Source organism: Psychrobacter sp. S1-30-MNA-CIBAN-0213, from assembly GCF_040309845.1.
Lineage (GTDB): Bacteria > Pseudomonadota > Gammaproteobacteria > Pseudomonadales > Moraxellaceae > Psychrobacter.
Genome location: NZ_JBEOPE010000004.1, coordinates 1 through 13,741 on the forward strand (window position 1 = coordinate 1; position 13,741 = coordinate 13,741).

A 13,741-nucleotide genomic window follows, 5' to 3' on the forward strand; every position below is an offset into this window, starting at 1 on the left:
TTTATGATTATGTTTGATGATCGTATCAGCAAGCATTTAATCTAAATGGCAGTTACACAGAATCAGGGATGGTCTCACAAAAGCAGATAAAATACTTAGGTTTTAGTATCCAACCAATGTTATTTAGCCATCATTACATTTGTATGCCTAAAGTTTCCTTACATGGCTTTCCAGCTTTCAATCCATGCTTGTGCGCTAGATTCAATACGTTCAATAACGTTTTCAAAAGCTTCTCCATCACCCTGAAAAGGATCTGGCACATCATCGCCGCCATAGGTAGGATCTTCTTCGCTAAACAAAGCTAATTTAGCCAGAGGTTTTTGCGACGTACCTTCAATACTGTCTTTCAATGCTTGCAAATCAGCTAGGTTCTGACCGTCCATTGCAAGGATTAGATCAAATTTACGAAAATCATCAGCACTTATCTGACGTGCCACTAATTTGCTAATATTGTAACCATGACTCTTAGCATGGCGCTGTGAGCGTACGTCAGGGGTATGACCAATATGCCAATCGCTCGTACCTGCTGAGTCTATTTTCATTGAAAGCCCTGCAATAGCAGCTTGCTGACGGAAAATTTCCTCAGCAGTTGGTGACCGACAGATATTGCCTAGACAAACCAATAATACAGATGATGGTGCAGAAGCTTTAATCAGCATAATATGACCCTTTATGACAATAAAAAAACATGCTATAGGAAACCAACATTAATAATGTGGTTCGTTAGCATGTTAGTGGATAAATAAATCAGCGCCAATTTAGAGTAAAATGATAGACAGTTATCTTTGCTTAATTTAATAACGTCTACTTGTAATCTATTATCATCTAGCGCGACTTGTTAAGCGTAACGGTTAATGTGGTGAATAACAAGAGCACAGGCAAAACAATAGAAATATTTTAATCTTGCTGATGTTTGAAGCGTTGTAAATCACGGCGCTCCTTCTTGTTAGGCTTGTTATCAGGTCGAGCAAGGTTGGCAAGTTTACGCTGTTCAGCATAGTACGCGCGGCGCTCTTCACTTTCCTCAGTCTCTGAATACAACACTTGAGCATCGGTAGCATTGCCACGTTGCGCAGTTAATGCTTCGACGATGACTGTCTTTTCGGTCATGGCAGTGGCTGAGCCTTGTCGGATGCTCAATTCATCTCCGACTGCAATCTCTTTGCTGGTTTTGACACGGCTACCTGCATAATGCACGCGCCCACTTTCGATGGCTTCTTTGGCAAGAGTGCGAGTGCGATAAAATCGTGCTGCCCATAACCATTTATCGAGCCGCATACGCACAGCATCAGGTTTACTATGGCTGGGTTGATTATGGTTTTTATTGTGTTTACTCATCAAAACCTCATAGATATCAATAAACTAAGATAATAATGGTGTTTCTTTTACGAATTAAAAGAGTGATAGCCTATTAAAGTAACAGATGATTTAAATGTTTGTCTGTATTTAAAACAAGATAGCATCAACGGAGACTAGGGCGGCTTGATGCCAAAACAATGGTATATGACAAGCTTCAATCCCGTCAGCGGTTTGAGCAATCAAGGTTGCCAGCGGATTAGCCGTAAGAAGATCGATAATACTGTCAAAATTGTTTTCGGCAAAATTTGAAGGGACATGCATGGTATTCTCAATCTAAGCCTTAGTTAAAATCAGTTACACCATTGTTTTTCACACGGTATACCATCGTTGTTACCGTCCATTTTCGTATCTGGGCAGTTATTTGTGAAATAAGTGGCTTCTGCACACGAGGTCATCTGAGAGCAATGCTTTCTGCCATCGCATGAGAAGCTTGGCGCTGCTGGCTGTGACGTCAATACAGGACTTACTGCAGAGGTTGATGTTGAATTTGGATCAGAGTCAACGTAGGTTGGCGTTATATCATCAAGGTCATCAGATGTGAAAGCAACTCCAGTTGATGTGTCATTCGCAATATTAGGTATAGGATTACTCGTGAAATTTTTGGGTTGAAGGATTTTGTAACCTATAATTGCTAAAGTCAACAATACAGCGATCATCAATATTTTCTTTATCACTGCTCAATACCTATTTATAATATTTACCACGAATAATCACTATTAATTCATCTATAGCAGTTTTTCAATTGCTTAAAAAACTGCCACGGAAGATGATAGCTTACGTCTATTTTTATTTTAAAAATAACTGATAGCCAATATTGTCATTTAGCATGGTGCAGTCATAACCAATATCTAGTAAGGCGTCTTGTAACTGACGTGAATTACTCTCAGAGGCTTGCAGACCAACCAACACTCGACCTTCAGCAGCACCGTGATTGCGATAATGAAAAAGTGTAATATTAAAATCGTCACCCAGTTTTTCTAGGAATGTCAGTAATGCTCCTGGGCGCTCAGGAAAGGTGATTTTTAATAATTGCTCGTTCTCGACATGAGCATGTCCACCAATTAAATGACGAATATGTGATTTAGCGATATCATCATCAGTTAAGTCATGCGCCGTGTAGCCATCAGCTGCTAATTGGTTACTAATCGTTTGACGTTCTTTATCACCTTCTTTTAGCGCAATACCGACAAAGATTGACGCAGGCTCCATAGAGTCTGGTGATTTTTTGCTATCAGCACGGTAATTGAACTCAGTGATATTACGTCCATGCAGGCTGCGGCAAAAATTTAAGAACGCGCCGGTCTGCTCAGGGATAGTCACGCCAAAGATGGCTTCTTTTTTCTCACCGATTTCAGTACGCTCAGCGATATAACGTAGGCGGTCGAAGTTCATATTGGCGCCGCAAATGATACCGACACAGTTTTTATCTTGTAGGCCATTAGCTTCGATATATTTTTTCATACCAGCAACGGACAAGGCGCCAGCAGGTTCAACGATACTACGGTTTTCTTCAAAGATATCTTTGATAGCCGCGCAAACTTCATCATTGGTACAGGTCACGACCTCAGGCTCAACGATTGGCCCTGAATTATCGCTTTTTTGCGTACGTACGACGTCAAAAGGTAACTCGCCAATTTGAGCAACTGCCACGCCATCGACGAATAATCCTACTTGATCAAGCTTCACGCGTTCACCAGTCTCAAGCGCCGCTTTTAGGCACGCTGATTGTTCAGCTTCTACAGCGATGACTTTGACATGCGGAGCTACTTCACCTAAGAATGCTGCGACACCAGAAATCAGACCGCCACCGCCAACCGCAACGAAAACATAATCCATGTTGCGCCACTGCTGGGTCAGCTCAAGTCCAATAGTACCTTGTCCAGCAATGACCAATTCATCATCGTAAGGGGGTATGAAGGTTAAACCTTCACGCTCAGCGCGATCAATAGCATAACGGTTGGCCTGATCGAAGCTATCGCCATGCAAGTCGACATTACCACCAAGCGCTCTCACCGCATCGACTTTAATGTCAGGTGTCGTCGTGGGCATTACTATAATGTTTTTAAGATTAAGGGTGCGGGCAGAGTAAGCAACCCCTTGCGCATGGTTGCCCGCTGAAGCACAAATCACTCCGCGCGCTTTTTGCTCATCATTCAGTTGGCTAATACGGTTATAAGCACCACGCAATTTAAAAGATTTGACTGGTTGCAGGTCTTCGCGCTTAAGTCGAATATCATTGGTAAAACGCTGGGTCAGCTTAGGTGCGGCCTCAAGTGGCGTTTGAATAGCAACGTCATAGACAGTAGCTTGCAAGATGGCTCGTACCCAATGTGATAGCATAATGATCCCTAAACAAATGATATATGATGATAAAAATGAAATAGATTAGCCTATGCTGATTTTAACTATCTTGCAAGACACAATTGCAAGTTTTGCTTAGAATTTGATGCTTTGATGGATATGAAAGGTTTGTTTATAGCAAGTAGCACAGCTAAACAAAGATTAAATTAGAGTGGTCATTACCCTAACATCCATCAAATTCATCGGTTATAATAGCCGCGCATTTTGATATTATTCTCACGTTGCCAAGGATTTATGATGAGCGATCAGCAAGCACAGAAACAAGCCGCAGCCAAAGCTGCTCTAAGCTATATCGAAGATGACATGATACTTGGGGTAGGGACGGGCAGTACGGTCAACTGTTTAATTGAGTTGTTGCCTACATTGAGGCTTGCTGGCGCCGTTGCTAGCTCACAAGTCACCGAAGATAAGCTTCGCGCGCTTGGTATCGAGATAGTTGATCTAAACTTTGCAGGTCAGCTTGACATCTACATTGATGGTGCTGACGAAGTTAACGCGCAGTTGCAATTAATTAAGGGCGGCGGCGGCGCACTCACTCGTGAAAAAATCGTCGCAGCGGCGTCTAACAAGTTTATATGCATGGTTGATGAGAGTAAGAGTGTCGAGATACTAGGACGCGCGTTCCCAGTACCAATTGAAGTGTTGCCGCAAGCACGCTCATACGTAGCTCGCCAGTTAGCCCTTCTAGGCGGTGAACCCGTTTACCGTGAAGACTTTGTCACAGATTATGGCAATGTGATCTTAGATACTTATGATTTGGATGTTAGTAATCCAATAGCGCTTGAGAAAGAGTTGAACAATATCGTAGGCGTGGTATGTAATGGTATTTTTGCCGCCAATCAAGCAGATGTACTGTTAAAGGCGGGTAGTAATGGGGTGACGACACTCACTCGTTAAAAACGGCTCTTTAGACGGCTCGTCAACTAGTTGCTAATTTCTAATCGAAAGCTAAAAAGGCAGAACACTATAAATGTGATCTGCCTTTTTTATACGTAATACTTTATGCGTAATATTTTATGCATAAGATTTTATAAATAGTTTGCTTAGTTATCTATGCAGGTAGCTTAATCTTGTCTTTTAATAAAAATTCCATCAAAGCTTTTTGTGCGTGTAAGCGGTTTTCTGCTTCATCCCACACTACAGAGCGTGGATCATCTAGCATATCATGAGAGATTTCTTCGCCGCGATGGGCAGGTAGACAGTGCATAAAGACGACGTCAGGATCTGCTTTATCTAATAGCGATGGCGTCACTTGATAAGGCGCAAAACGACGCGCACGGGTATTTTGCTCTGACTCTTGTCCCATACTTGCCCATACGTCGGTGACAATGAGATTAGAGTCTTTGGCAGCGTCTTGTACGTTTTCAACGAGACTGACACAATGCGAGAAGCGTTCCATCAGTTTTGGGTCAGGCTCAAAGCCATAAGGAGCCGCTACACGTAGCTCAAAACCAAACTGATTGGCTGCTTGCATAAATGATGAGCACATGTTGTTGCCATCACCCACCCACGTCACGATTTTGTTTTCAATACTGCCGCGATGCTCGTAGTAAGTTTGCATATCAGCAAGCAGCTGGCAAGGATGGAATTCATCAGTTAGGGCATTGATAATTGGTACACTTGAATACTTAGCAAAGGTCTCGACCTTTTCGTGGCCAAAGGTACGAATCATAATAATGTCGACCATGCTGGAGATAACGCGAGCTGAGTCTTCTAACGGCTCGCCGCGACCAAGTTGCGTATCATTTGGTGATAAAAAAATCGCACTACCGCCAAACTGCCCCATACCAGTCTCAAAAGAGATGCGTGTACGGGTGGATGACTTCTCAAAGATCATGCCAAGCGTACGACCAACAAACGGCTGATATATCTCGCCTGCGTGTTGCATCTTGCGCAATTCGCTGGCACGTTTGATAAGATTTTCTAGTTCTTGTTTGGTTAAATCAGATAAGGTCAAAAAATGGCGCAAACTCATAGCAATCCTAGCAGTCGATCACAGTCAATGAAACGTTATCAGCCGTCAATGGCGACAGGCAACTGCCTTGGCCGTGGTGACAACAAACTTTTAGTATAGCGTAATTACTTTCAATGTAAATGCCAATTTTTGGTATCTGAGCCAGTATGATGACTGACCTATAGTAAGTAAATTAAATAGAAATACAGTTGCACTTATGCACGTTTGGGACGAGCGCTTAATCTACATAGTAGCTCATAGCCAATAGTGCCTGCATGACTGGCGACTTCATCAACGTGCGGCATAGCGCCCCACAGGACGACTTTGCTATCAAGTGCGATATCTACCGGAGCTGCGCTCAAGTCAATGACAATCATATCCATAGCAACTCGCCCACGGATAGGGCATGGATAGCTTGTGTCGCTTTCAGCATCGATAATACAAACGTAAGCATCATCGCTGATGACGCGTGGATAACCATCACCGTAGCCAATACTAACAAGAGCAGTTCTCGTATCTTGCTGTGCAGTCCAGCGGCTGCCATAGCCGATTGCATCACCAGCATTAACTACTTGCATTGCCATAATATGGGCGCTAAATTCCATCGCAGGCTGTAGGTTTAAGTCGTTAGCTGATTGATCGATGACAGGTGAGCTACCGTATAACATGATACCTGGACGTACCCAGTCAAAATGGTTATCAGAGAAATTTACTATTCCTGCTGAATTACACAATGAGCCTTCAATAGCTGGGCTTATCTGCTGTTGCAAATAGCTCAACATCTCAGAGAAGCGCTGTATTTGAATGGCATTTAGCGGATGGTCACGATTATCAGCGTTCGCAAAGTGCGTTGTTAGAATAAGCTGGTAACCAGCATCGTGTAAGCGCTGTGCTGCTTCTACGACCGTCGTTTCGTTGAAGCCTAAACGATTCATGCCAGTATTATATTTTAGCCAAACTTGCCGCGCTGGGCTGTCAGCTGCTGGGACGTTCTCTAAAGCCCAGTCTAACTGCGGGGCATGATGAATCACACAGCTGCAAGCGTTATCGATAGCTTGCTGCCACTCTTTGGCGCTAAACACCCCTTCAACCAAACCAATCGCTTTATCCCAGCCCAGTTGCCGCGCCTCCATTGCTTCGGCAAACGTTGCAACGCCAATACCATCTGCTTGCTGCAATGCTGGCAACACGGCAGCCACGCCATGACCATAAGCGTTGGCTTTTACCATTGCCAGCACTTTAGCATTGGGCGCGCGTTTTTTGACTTGATTCAAATTGTGAGTAAGAGCAACAGGATTAATAGTAATGGTAGCAGTGCGCATAATTAAATTCTTTATTAGCAATTGGTTGTTAGAAAGTAGTTATAAGTCGTCAATCATTAAATTGACGTTATTCATCATTCATCGTCAAAAGTCACACCTTGATAGTACTCAGGCGTCAGGTTGATAAAGCGGGTAAATTGACCTTCAAAACCTAAACGTATGGTACCGATAGGACCGTTACGCTGCTTACCGATAATGATTTCAGCCACCCCTTTATGGTCTGAGTTTTCATTATAAACCTCATCACGATAGATAAACATAATCAAATCGGCATCCTGCTCAATTGCACCGGACTCACGTAAATCTGACATGATTGGACGCTTGTTAGGTCGGTTTTCCAAGCTTCGGTTCAGCTGCGATAGGGCAATGACTGGACATTCAAGCTCACGTGCTAGAGCTTTTAGACTACGAGAGATTTCCGAGATTTCTCCAACACGGTTACCATCGAGGCCAGGGACTTTCATCAACTGTAAATAATCGACAATGATAGCGCCAAGCTTGCCATCATGGTTTTTAGCGATACGGCGACAGCGTGAGCGCAGCTCTGATGGTGGCAATGCAGTACTATCATCAATGTATAAATGCTTAGACTGCAAATGCTGAATCGCGTTCATCATTTTTGCCCACTCATCTTCATTCATTTGTCCTGAACGCAAATGAGTCTGATTAATGGCGCCCCAAGAAGATAGTAGACGCATCACAATAGATTCTGCTGGCATCTCCATAGAAAACACAACGACAGGCAAATCTTCATTAAACAACACGCCTTCTGCTAAGTTCATAGCAAAAGTAGTCTTACCCATAGAAGGACGTGCGGCGACAATCACTAAATCGCCTGCTTGTAGACCTTGGGTTTTATTATTCAGCTCAGCAAATGGTGTCTGTAAGCCGATCATACCGTCAGGATTTGATTTGAGCTCCTGAATTTTATCAATTACGTTGGTCAATACTGAGGTAATACCGACAGGGCCGCGCTGCTCAGCACGCTTATTGTGTTGCTCGTTGATGCTAAATATCTTGGCCTCAACGTTATCTAAAATATCGCTGACCGTTTGATCTTTAGGATTATAAGCAAGGGTCAGCATATCGTTGCCAGTGGTAATCAGCTGGCGTAGGGTTGATAATTCTCGTACACGCTGAGCGTAGGCGGTCAGGTTAAATAAAGTTGCAGGGCTTTGACTCAAAATATCTGCCAAGTAGCTGTCGCCGCCAGCGGTTTTGAGCAGTTTTTGCGCCTCTAGCCAATCATGTACCATGACAGTATCGTAGGGTTCGTTCACCGCTGCTAGATGAGCGATGGCGTCAAATATGTGTTGATGGCGACCTGCATAAAAGTCGTCTTTGGTGACGATATCTGCAATCTTGTCATATGCCTCTTCGATACTCATCAAAGAAGCCAGTAGCGCCTTTTCAATATCTATATTGTGCGGGGGCTGCTGATTGAGTAGGTCGTCAGTTTTGCTAGTGTCTGCCATGAGTGCCTAAGTATTTATAAGTGAATTATTTATAAGTTAGTACTTTTGAAATCGCTACATGTATAGCGCTAATTATAAGCGCTATATCATAAAATGGCGCATCCAGCACCTACGATAAGTACCATAAAACAAGCCTCAATTGATGCTACAATCAAAAGCGAAAGTCTATCACATTATGATTGTTAAGAGGCTGCTAATAGATGATTTCTCTATTTCTGTTAGTCGACTCATTGTCATAAATAGCAACTGTCATAACCGTATAAATGACGATTTCTTTTATAAAAAATATAATAATATCTGGTATTTAAGACAAAAATAAGGATAAATTCATGAGTCAAAAACAACCGTTGTTAATCACTACAGGTGAGCCTGCCGGTATCGGTATGGATGTAGTATTGTTATTAGCAGAAGCAGGGAAATTACAGGATTTTGCGCGGCCAATCTGGGTGACAGCCGATGCCAAAGCAATGCAAACGCGTGCAGACCAACTAATCGCTGCTGGTGTACTAAAAAACTGTCCTACTTGGCAGAGTGTCGCGCTCACTTCATCGTTAATAACTGATATTGATAGTATGGACTTTAATACGGCAAACAATGCATTTCTATTATTGGACATACCTTGTGCAGAGCCTGTGCTGGCAGGTCGTATTGACACTAAGAATGCAGCAATGGTTGCCAAACAATTGGAAATCGCTCATCAGCTTGCAGTGAGCGAAACCGTAGCCGCCATCGTCACTGGGCCCTTACAGAAGTCTGCGTTAATTGATGCAGATATTAAACTATTAGATGGCACTATGTTTAGCGGTCACACGGAATTTTTTATGCAGCAAAGTGGCTGTGAAAAAGTGGTAATGATGCTGGCCAATCAAGTGATGAAAGTTGCTTTAGTTACGACTCATCTAGCTTTAAGAGATGTACCTGCTGCTATCACTGTAGATAATGTTCGCCAAACCGTGCAAATCGTACTTGATGATATGGAGTCGAAGTTTGGCATAGCAAATCCGCGTATATTAGTTTGCGGTCTTAATCCGCATGCAGGTGAAGGTGGACATTTAGGCATGGAAGAAATTGAGATTATCAACCCCGTACTGCAAGAGTTTATTGCCGCTGGCGTAAACGTATCAGAAGCGATGCCAGCCGATACGTTATTCACCTCTAGGCATTTAAATAACTGTGACGCGGTGATTGCAATGTATCATGACCAAGGACTTCCTGTGCTAAAATCGCACGGCTTTGGTGATACGGTTAACCTAACCTTAGGATTGCCTTATATTCGTACGTCAGTCGATCATGGCACAGCGCTTGATTTGGCAGGGGGCGGCGGTGCAAGTGCTACTAGCTTGTATCAGGCATTAGTTATGGCAAATGAGATGGCTAACAAGTCATTATCTAGATAGTTAACGTATGCAGAATGAAGCATGATGCTAAAATACAGCCAGATTATAAGCTGTGGTATAATTTTGACCCAATACAATGCTATAAAATACAATGCTGCAAAATTATCTTTCAGCATCGTCCTATATTGTTGATGTCTATTAATAAGCTATTCTGTAGCTTTGTAATCTCATTTTATTATTTCGTTTCTCATTAATTAAGAATCTTTTATGTCCACAAACTCGTTTGATGCTAATACATTAGCTGCTAGCTTGCGAACTGCCAAACACCAACCGCGTAAACGGTTTGGTCAAAACTTTTTACATGACAGCAGTATTATTCGCCAAATTGTTGATAGTATTCGTCTAGACCGCGATGACAACTTGATAGAAATTGGCCCTGGTATGGGTGCTTTGACTGAGCCTTTATTGGCAGAAGTTGATGCCATGACCGTGGTTGAGCTGGATCGTGATTTAGCAGATAGCTTACGCATTCGTATCGGCGCAAACAGCCATCCTAACTTTACGATTGTTAAAGAAAATGCCATGAATGTGGACTATCGTGAATTTTATAGCACCGATCGTGGCAAGCTACGTGTGGTGGGCAACCTGCCTTATAATATCTCAACGCCAATACTGTTTCATTTGCTTGGCTATTCTGATGTCATTCAAGACATGCATTTTATGCTGCAAAAAGAAGTGGTCGAGCGTATCACTGCTGATGTCGGTAGCAAAACTTATGGTCGTCTGTCAGTTATTATGCAATATCACTGCGAGACTGACTATCTGCTGACTGTTCCTAGAGGCGCGTTTAATCCACCGCCTAAAGTGACCAGTGCTGTGTTTCGTCTGACACCGCATATTGATAAACCAGTCGTCGCAGAGGATGAACAGTATTTTGCTATCGTGGTGCGTGAAACCTTTAACCATCGCCGCAAAACTTTACGTGCTATCTTCAAAAAATCAACGCTATTACCGACCTTGAGTGAAGATGACTTTGCAGCTTGTGGTATTGATCCTCAAGCACGTCCAGAAACACTCAGTGTGAGCGACTTTGTGGCGTTAAGTAATCAAGCCAAGAGTGTAGAAGAATAAGCTCTACCTGGATTCAACAACTAATAGTTCAATTGCAATAGTCAGTCGTTGTACTTTCACACGTGTACAGTGCTATTATCATTAGTACTTAGGGTGTATCCTCATTTTGATAATGGTAATAAAAATGAGATAGATTTTTGTCAATCAAAGGAAATTTTGCAGAGAATATGAGTATATTGTCTAGAAATTTTCAAAGAGTGACGGAAATATAGCCATTTTTAGCCCATTAGAGGTTTACTCGTTCAGATTGAGGACACGCCCTAGCTATTTAAAAGAATCATTTAGATAATCATCGAGGGATTATGAGTTTTCGCCACCAATATGTCATCGGTGATTTACAAGGTTGCTATGCTGCGTATCAAAAACTACTCGAGACCTTAGATTTTGATCCTACACAAGATAAATTATGGTTCGCGGGTGACTTAGTCGCACGTGGAGAGGATTCGTTAAATACTTTGCGCCATGTGAAAGCACTATGCGAGCAGGGTGCGGCGGCGACTGTCCTTGGTAACCATGATTTAAATTTACTTGCAGTATGGCGGGGCGCAACTAAGATTAGGAAAAAAGATAAAACCGCGCCGATTTTTGCCGCCGAGGACAGTGAAGAATTATTGCAGTGGTTAAGGCGTCAACCGATTCTAGCGTATCCTGATGAGCGCACAGTATTGGTACATGCAGGTATACCACCGCATTGGACGATCGATGTAGCTGCACAGTATGCCCAGCAGTTAGAGGCGCAATTGAAAGGTAGTTTGCAACAACTGGATCGACTATTACCGCACTTGTATAGTAAGAACGCTGATGATTGGCATGATAATATTAATGGCTTTACCAAGATGCGTGCAATATCTAATTATTTTACCCGTATGCGCTTGTGCAAGCAGGATGGGACGCTTGAATTTAGTTTTACTTCTAGTCTAGATCAGCATATGCCTGATGATTTTATGCCATGGTTTGAATGGCAAGTACCACGTGCTCGCAAGATATTATTTGGTCATTGGGCAGCCTTAAAGGGTGAAGTGGACTTGCCACATGCGCGCGCGCTTGATGGTGGCTGTGTTTGGGGTAACTCTCTACTAGCTTACCGACTCAGTGATGGCAAAGTGATAACGTCAAATGAGCAGTGTCCAAACTCTTAATGACCGCTTATCTAACCTTGATATACAAGGCTAGATAAGCGGTCTGTTTTAAGTAGTTCTGTTATAGCAGTCTACTTTGAGTGGTCTATTAATAGATTTTATCAGTGTAATAGACTGGTTCCATTGGGGTATACCCAAAATATAAATCCTCTAAACGATAACTCATCTATCAGTAGTTGAGGCGGTTCAGAAAACTGATTTTACATCCATAGGTCGAGTCGTATGGCGTTTTGCCATATATTTGCCCAGTAAGGGTAAGCAAAATGCTGGTAATTGAAAAGCACCCAGTAACGGTAAAAACACCGTACCCATGAAGGGTGCAGTTATGGTGTAAGCAAGTAATACATTACGTCCACCACACACCAACGCAGCGATAATGGCATTTTCATAGCCAAAACGCCGATATATTATATAAGCGGTAAAATAAAATACCAATGCCAATGCAGAACTTAGCACCAGTAATGACAACGCTTGCCACGGTTTATGATCAAAGGTAGTACGAAACCCTGCCATCAGTCCCAGTGGAAATAACATCAGGAGTAAAATATTAAACTGTGCAATTTTGGGATAATAACGCGACAAAATAGGCGGTGAAACGAACCGACGCACCGCCACAGCTAGCACTATTGGCATAACAATATAAACTAACAAGCGATTAACATATATGCCAACGTCTATATGCGCATTGTCATCGCCTAATAGCCACAATACGCCTAATAATGTACATGGCATAACGAACGTAGCAGCGATAGTTTTTGCCGTCGCCAGTTGTGCATCAAATCCCACCGCATTGACCAACGCACCACTACCGAACAATGGGGCAGTGGCACCAAGACCTGCAATCGCCAATAGCCAATCGCCACGTACACCGAGTGCATAAGCAGTTACTATTAAAACTAGACTCATACCCCCGCTTTGTAACAAGGCAAAAACCCATACATAGCTTGTCGCTATACGCTTTAAAAGCGCATATTGGTCAATGCCTAGTAAAGTAAAAAACATCAAGAAGAACAATATTTGGGGTAAATATACCAATACTGTATTGGATAAGTTTGGAAAAACAAAGCCCACAATTGCACAAACTGGCATAATTAATGTGCTATGGCGCGCAATAAAACGAAGAAGCATGACCTTTCCTAATAAAAAATATTCGTAAAAAAGCGGGTATTACTTCCCTTTTTTACCATCCATTATGCAAATAATCCCCACATGATACTATTTTAATTACATAATCGTGCCACTGTTACGGTTTACTGCCTTTTAATGCTGTGCCATTTTTTACTAAAAAGACGCCGCATATTTCATGGTTTATACTGGTGTTTGCAGTGAGCTTTTTATGCTCACTAGGTTTGCGACATTATCGATATCACTATTGGGCAGATAAATACCATAAAAGTATCTCTTTGATGCGTATGGGTATGCTGAACCACGCTGGGATTGTTTAAGATCCAATGATCTTAGAGAGTAGGAAAATTTCGAGTTGTCTCAATTCATAGATACAGGTAGTAGGTTATTAAATAGCCATAATATGACTAATATTATATTTTTAGACGAAGCTAAAAGAATTATATTTGAGACTGAAGATATGAGGTTTAGTATTACAGACGTTATGGTAAATGGCTAAATCTAGTAACTTTGAATATTTATGTGATGAATATCAATG

The 13,741-nt window shown here is 42.3% G+C and carries 13 protein-coding genes; 4 read left to right on the forward strand and 9 right to left on the reverse strand.

The window, feature by feature from the left end:
• Positions 1-158: 158 nt before the first annotated feature.
• The 5 genes from AAEY87_RS05070 to ilvA form a co-directional block, all read right to left on the reverse strand.
• On the reverse strand, positions 159-659 hold the full coding sequence (locus tag AAEY87_RS05070; protein WP_068327284.1) for a low molecular weight protein-tyrosine-phosphatase: 501 nt from the start codon (positions 657-659) through the stop codon (positions 159-161).
• Positions 660-897: 238 nt separating this feature from the next.
• A complete protein-coding gene (locus tag AAEY87_RS05075; protein WP_350656213.1) occupies positions 898-1,338 on the reverse strand; it encodes an RNA-binding S4 domain-containing protein in 441 nt (146 codons plus the stop codon).
• A gap of 108 nt (positions 1,339-1,446) precedes the next feature.
• Entirely contained in the window at positions 1,447-1,620 is a 174-nt protein-coding gene (locus tag AAEY87_RS05080) for an FMN-binding negative transcriptional regulator (RefSeq protein WP_350656214.1), read from the reverse strand.
• Between the two features lie 29 nt (positions 1,621-1,649).
• Positions 1,650-2,015 (reverse strand): excalibur calcium-binding domain-containing protein, encoded by a 366-nt coding sequence (locus tag AAEY87_RS14495; RefSeq protein ID WP_502945450.1) that lies wholly within the window; start codon positions 2,013-2,015, stop codon positions 1,650-1,652.
• Positions 2,016-2,145: 130 nt separating this feature from the next.
• Positions 2,146-3,699 (reverse strand): threonine ammonia-lyase, biosynthetic, encoded by a 1,554-nt coding sequence (ilvA, locus tag AAEY87_RS05090; protein ID WP_350656215.1) that lies wholly within the window; start codon positions 3,697-3,699, stop codon positions 2,146-2,148.
• Positions 3,700-3,957: 258 nt separating this feature from the next.
• Here ilvA and rpiA point away from each other — a divergent pair, with 258 nt between their 5' ends.
• Positions 3,958-4,617, forward strand: a complete 660-nt coding sequence (rpiA, locus tag AAEY87_RS05095) for a ribose-5-phosphate isomerase RpiA (RefSeq protein WP_068327293.1) — start codon at positions 3,958-3,960, stop codon at positions 4,615-4,617.
• Positions 4,618-4,771: 154 nt separating this feature from the next.
• On the opposite strand, the gene argF is transcribed toward rpiA, so the two are convergent.
• From argF to dnaB, 3 genes are all read right to left on the reverse strand, one after another.
• Positions 4,772-5,695: an ornithine carbamoyltransferase gene (gene argF, locus AAEY87_RS05100; protein WP_068035449.1), complete on the reverse strand. Its 924-nt coding sequence runs from the start codon at positions 5,693-5,695 to the stop codon at positions 4,772-4,774.
• A 194-nt stretch (positions 5,696-5,889) separates the two neighbouring features.
• Positions 5,890-6,996, reverse strand: a complete 1,107-nt coding sequence (alr, locus tag AAEY87_RS05105; protein WP_350656216.1) for an alanine racemase — start codon at positions 6,994-6,996, stop codon at positions 5,890-5,892.
• Positions 6,997-7,070: 74 nt separating this feature from the next.
• A complete protein-coding gene (gene dnaB, locus AAEY87_RS05110; RefSeq protein WP_068035453.1) occupies positions 7,071-8,471 on the reverse strand; it encodes a replicative DNA helicase in 1,401 nt (466 codons plus the stop codon).
• A 329-nt stretch (positions 8,472-8,800) separates the two neighbouring features.
• On the opposite strand from dnaB, the gene pdxA reads away from it, so the two are divergent.
• From pdxA to AAEY87_RS05125, 3 genes are all read left to right on the forward strand, one after another.
• Positions 8,801-9,868, forward strand: coding sequence for a 4-hydroxythreonine-4-phosphate dehydrogenase PdxA (pdxA, locus tag AAEY87_RS05115; protein ID WP_350656218.1), 1,068 nt, complete (start codon positions 8,801-8,803; stop codon positions 9,866-9,868).
• A 207-nt stretch (positions 9,869-10,075) separates the two neighbouring features.
• Positions 10,076-10,939: a 16S rRNA (adenine(1518)-N(6)/adenine(1519)-N(6))-dimethyltransferase RsmA gene (rsmA, locus tag AAEY87_RS05120; protein ID WP_068035457.1), complete on the forward strand. Its 864-nt coding sequence runs from the start codon at positions 10,076-10,078 to the stop codon at positions 10,937-10,939.
• A gap of 302 nt (positions 10,940-11,241) precedes the next feature.
• Positions 11,242-12,078, forward strand: coding sequence for a symmetrical bis(5'-nucleosyl)-tetraphosphatase (locus tag AAEY87_RS05125; protein WP_068035459.1), 837 nt, complete (start codon positions 11,242-11,244; stop codon positions 12,076-12,078).
• 186 nt (positions 12,079-12,264) lie between these two features.
• Here AAEY87_RS05125 and AAEY87_RS05130 read toward each other — a convergent pair whose 3' ends face one another.
• Positions 12,265-13,206, reverse strand: coding sequence for a lantibiotic ABC transporter permease (locus AAEY87_RS05130; RefSeq protein ID WP_350656219.1), 942 nt, complete (start codon positions 13,204-13,206; stop codon positions 12,265-12,267).
• Between the last annotated feature and the right edge of the window lie 535 nt (positions 13,207-13,741).

Bases quoted from the DNA above. Each gene is read 5' to 3' on its own strand.
- AAEY87_RS05070 (WP_068327284.1), bottom strand. From the start codon at position 659: ATGCTGATTAAAGCTTCTGCACCATCATCTGTATTATTGGTTTGTCTA.
- AAEY87_RS05075 (WP_350656213.1), bottom strand. From the start codon at position 1,338: ATGAGTAAACACAATAAAAACCATAATCAACCCAGCCATAGTAAACCT.
- AAEY87_RS05080 (WP_350656214.1), bottom strand. From the start codon at position 1,620: ATGCATGTCCCTTCAAATTTTGCCGAAAACAATTTTGACAGTATTATC.
- AAEY87_RS14495 (WP_502945450.1), bottom strand. From the start codon at position 2,015: ATGATCGCTGTATTGTTGACTTTAGCAATTATAGGTTACAAAATCCTT.
- ilvA (WP_350656215.1), bottom strand. From the start codon at position 3,699: ATGCTATCACATTGGGTACGAGCCATCTTGCAAGCTACTGTCTATGAC.
- rpiA (WP_068327293.1), top strand. From the start codon at position 3,958: ATGAGCGATCAGCAAGCACAGAAACAAGCCGCAGCCAAAGCTGCTCTA.
- argF (WP_068035449.1), bottom strand. From the start codon at position 5,695: ATGAGTTTGCGCCATTTTTTGACCTTATCTGATTTAACCAAACAAGAA.
- alr (WP_350656216.1), bottom strand. From the start codon at position 6,996: ATGCGCACTGCTACCATTACTATTAATCCTGTTGCTCTTACTCACAAT.
- dnaB (WP_068035453.1), bottom strand. From the start codon at position 8,471: ATGGCAGACACTAGCAAAACTGACGACCTACTCAATCAGCAGCCCCCG.
- pdxA (WP_350656218.1), top strand. From the start codon at position 8,801: ATGAGTCAAAAACAACCGTTGTTAATCACTACAGGTGAGCCTGCCGGT.
- rsmA (WP_068035457.1), top strand. From the start codon at position 10,076: ATGTCCACAAACTCGTTTGATGCTAATACATTAGCTGCTAGCTTGCGA.
- AAEY87_RS05125 (WP_068035459.1), top strand. From the start codon at position 11,242: ATGAGTTTTCGCCACCAATATGTCATCGGTGATTTACAAGGTTGCTAT.
- AAEY87_RS05130 (WP_350656219.1), bottom strand. From the start codon at position 13,206: ATGCTTCTTCGTTTTATTGCGCGCCATAGCACATTAATTATGCCAGTT.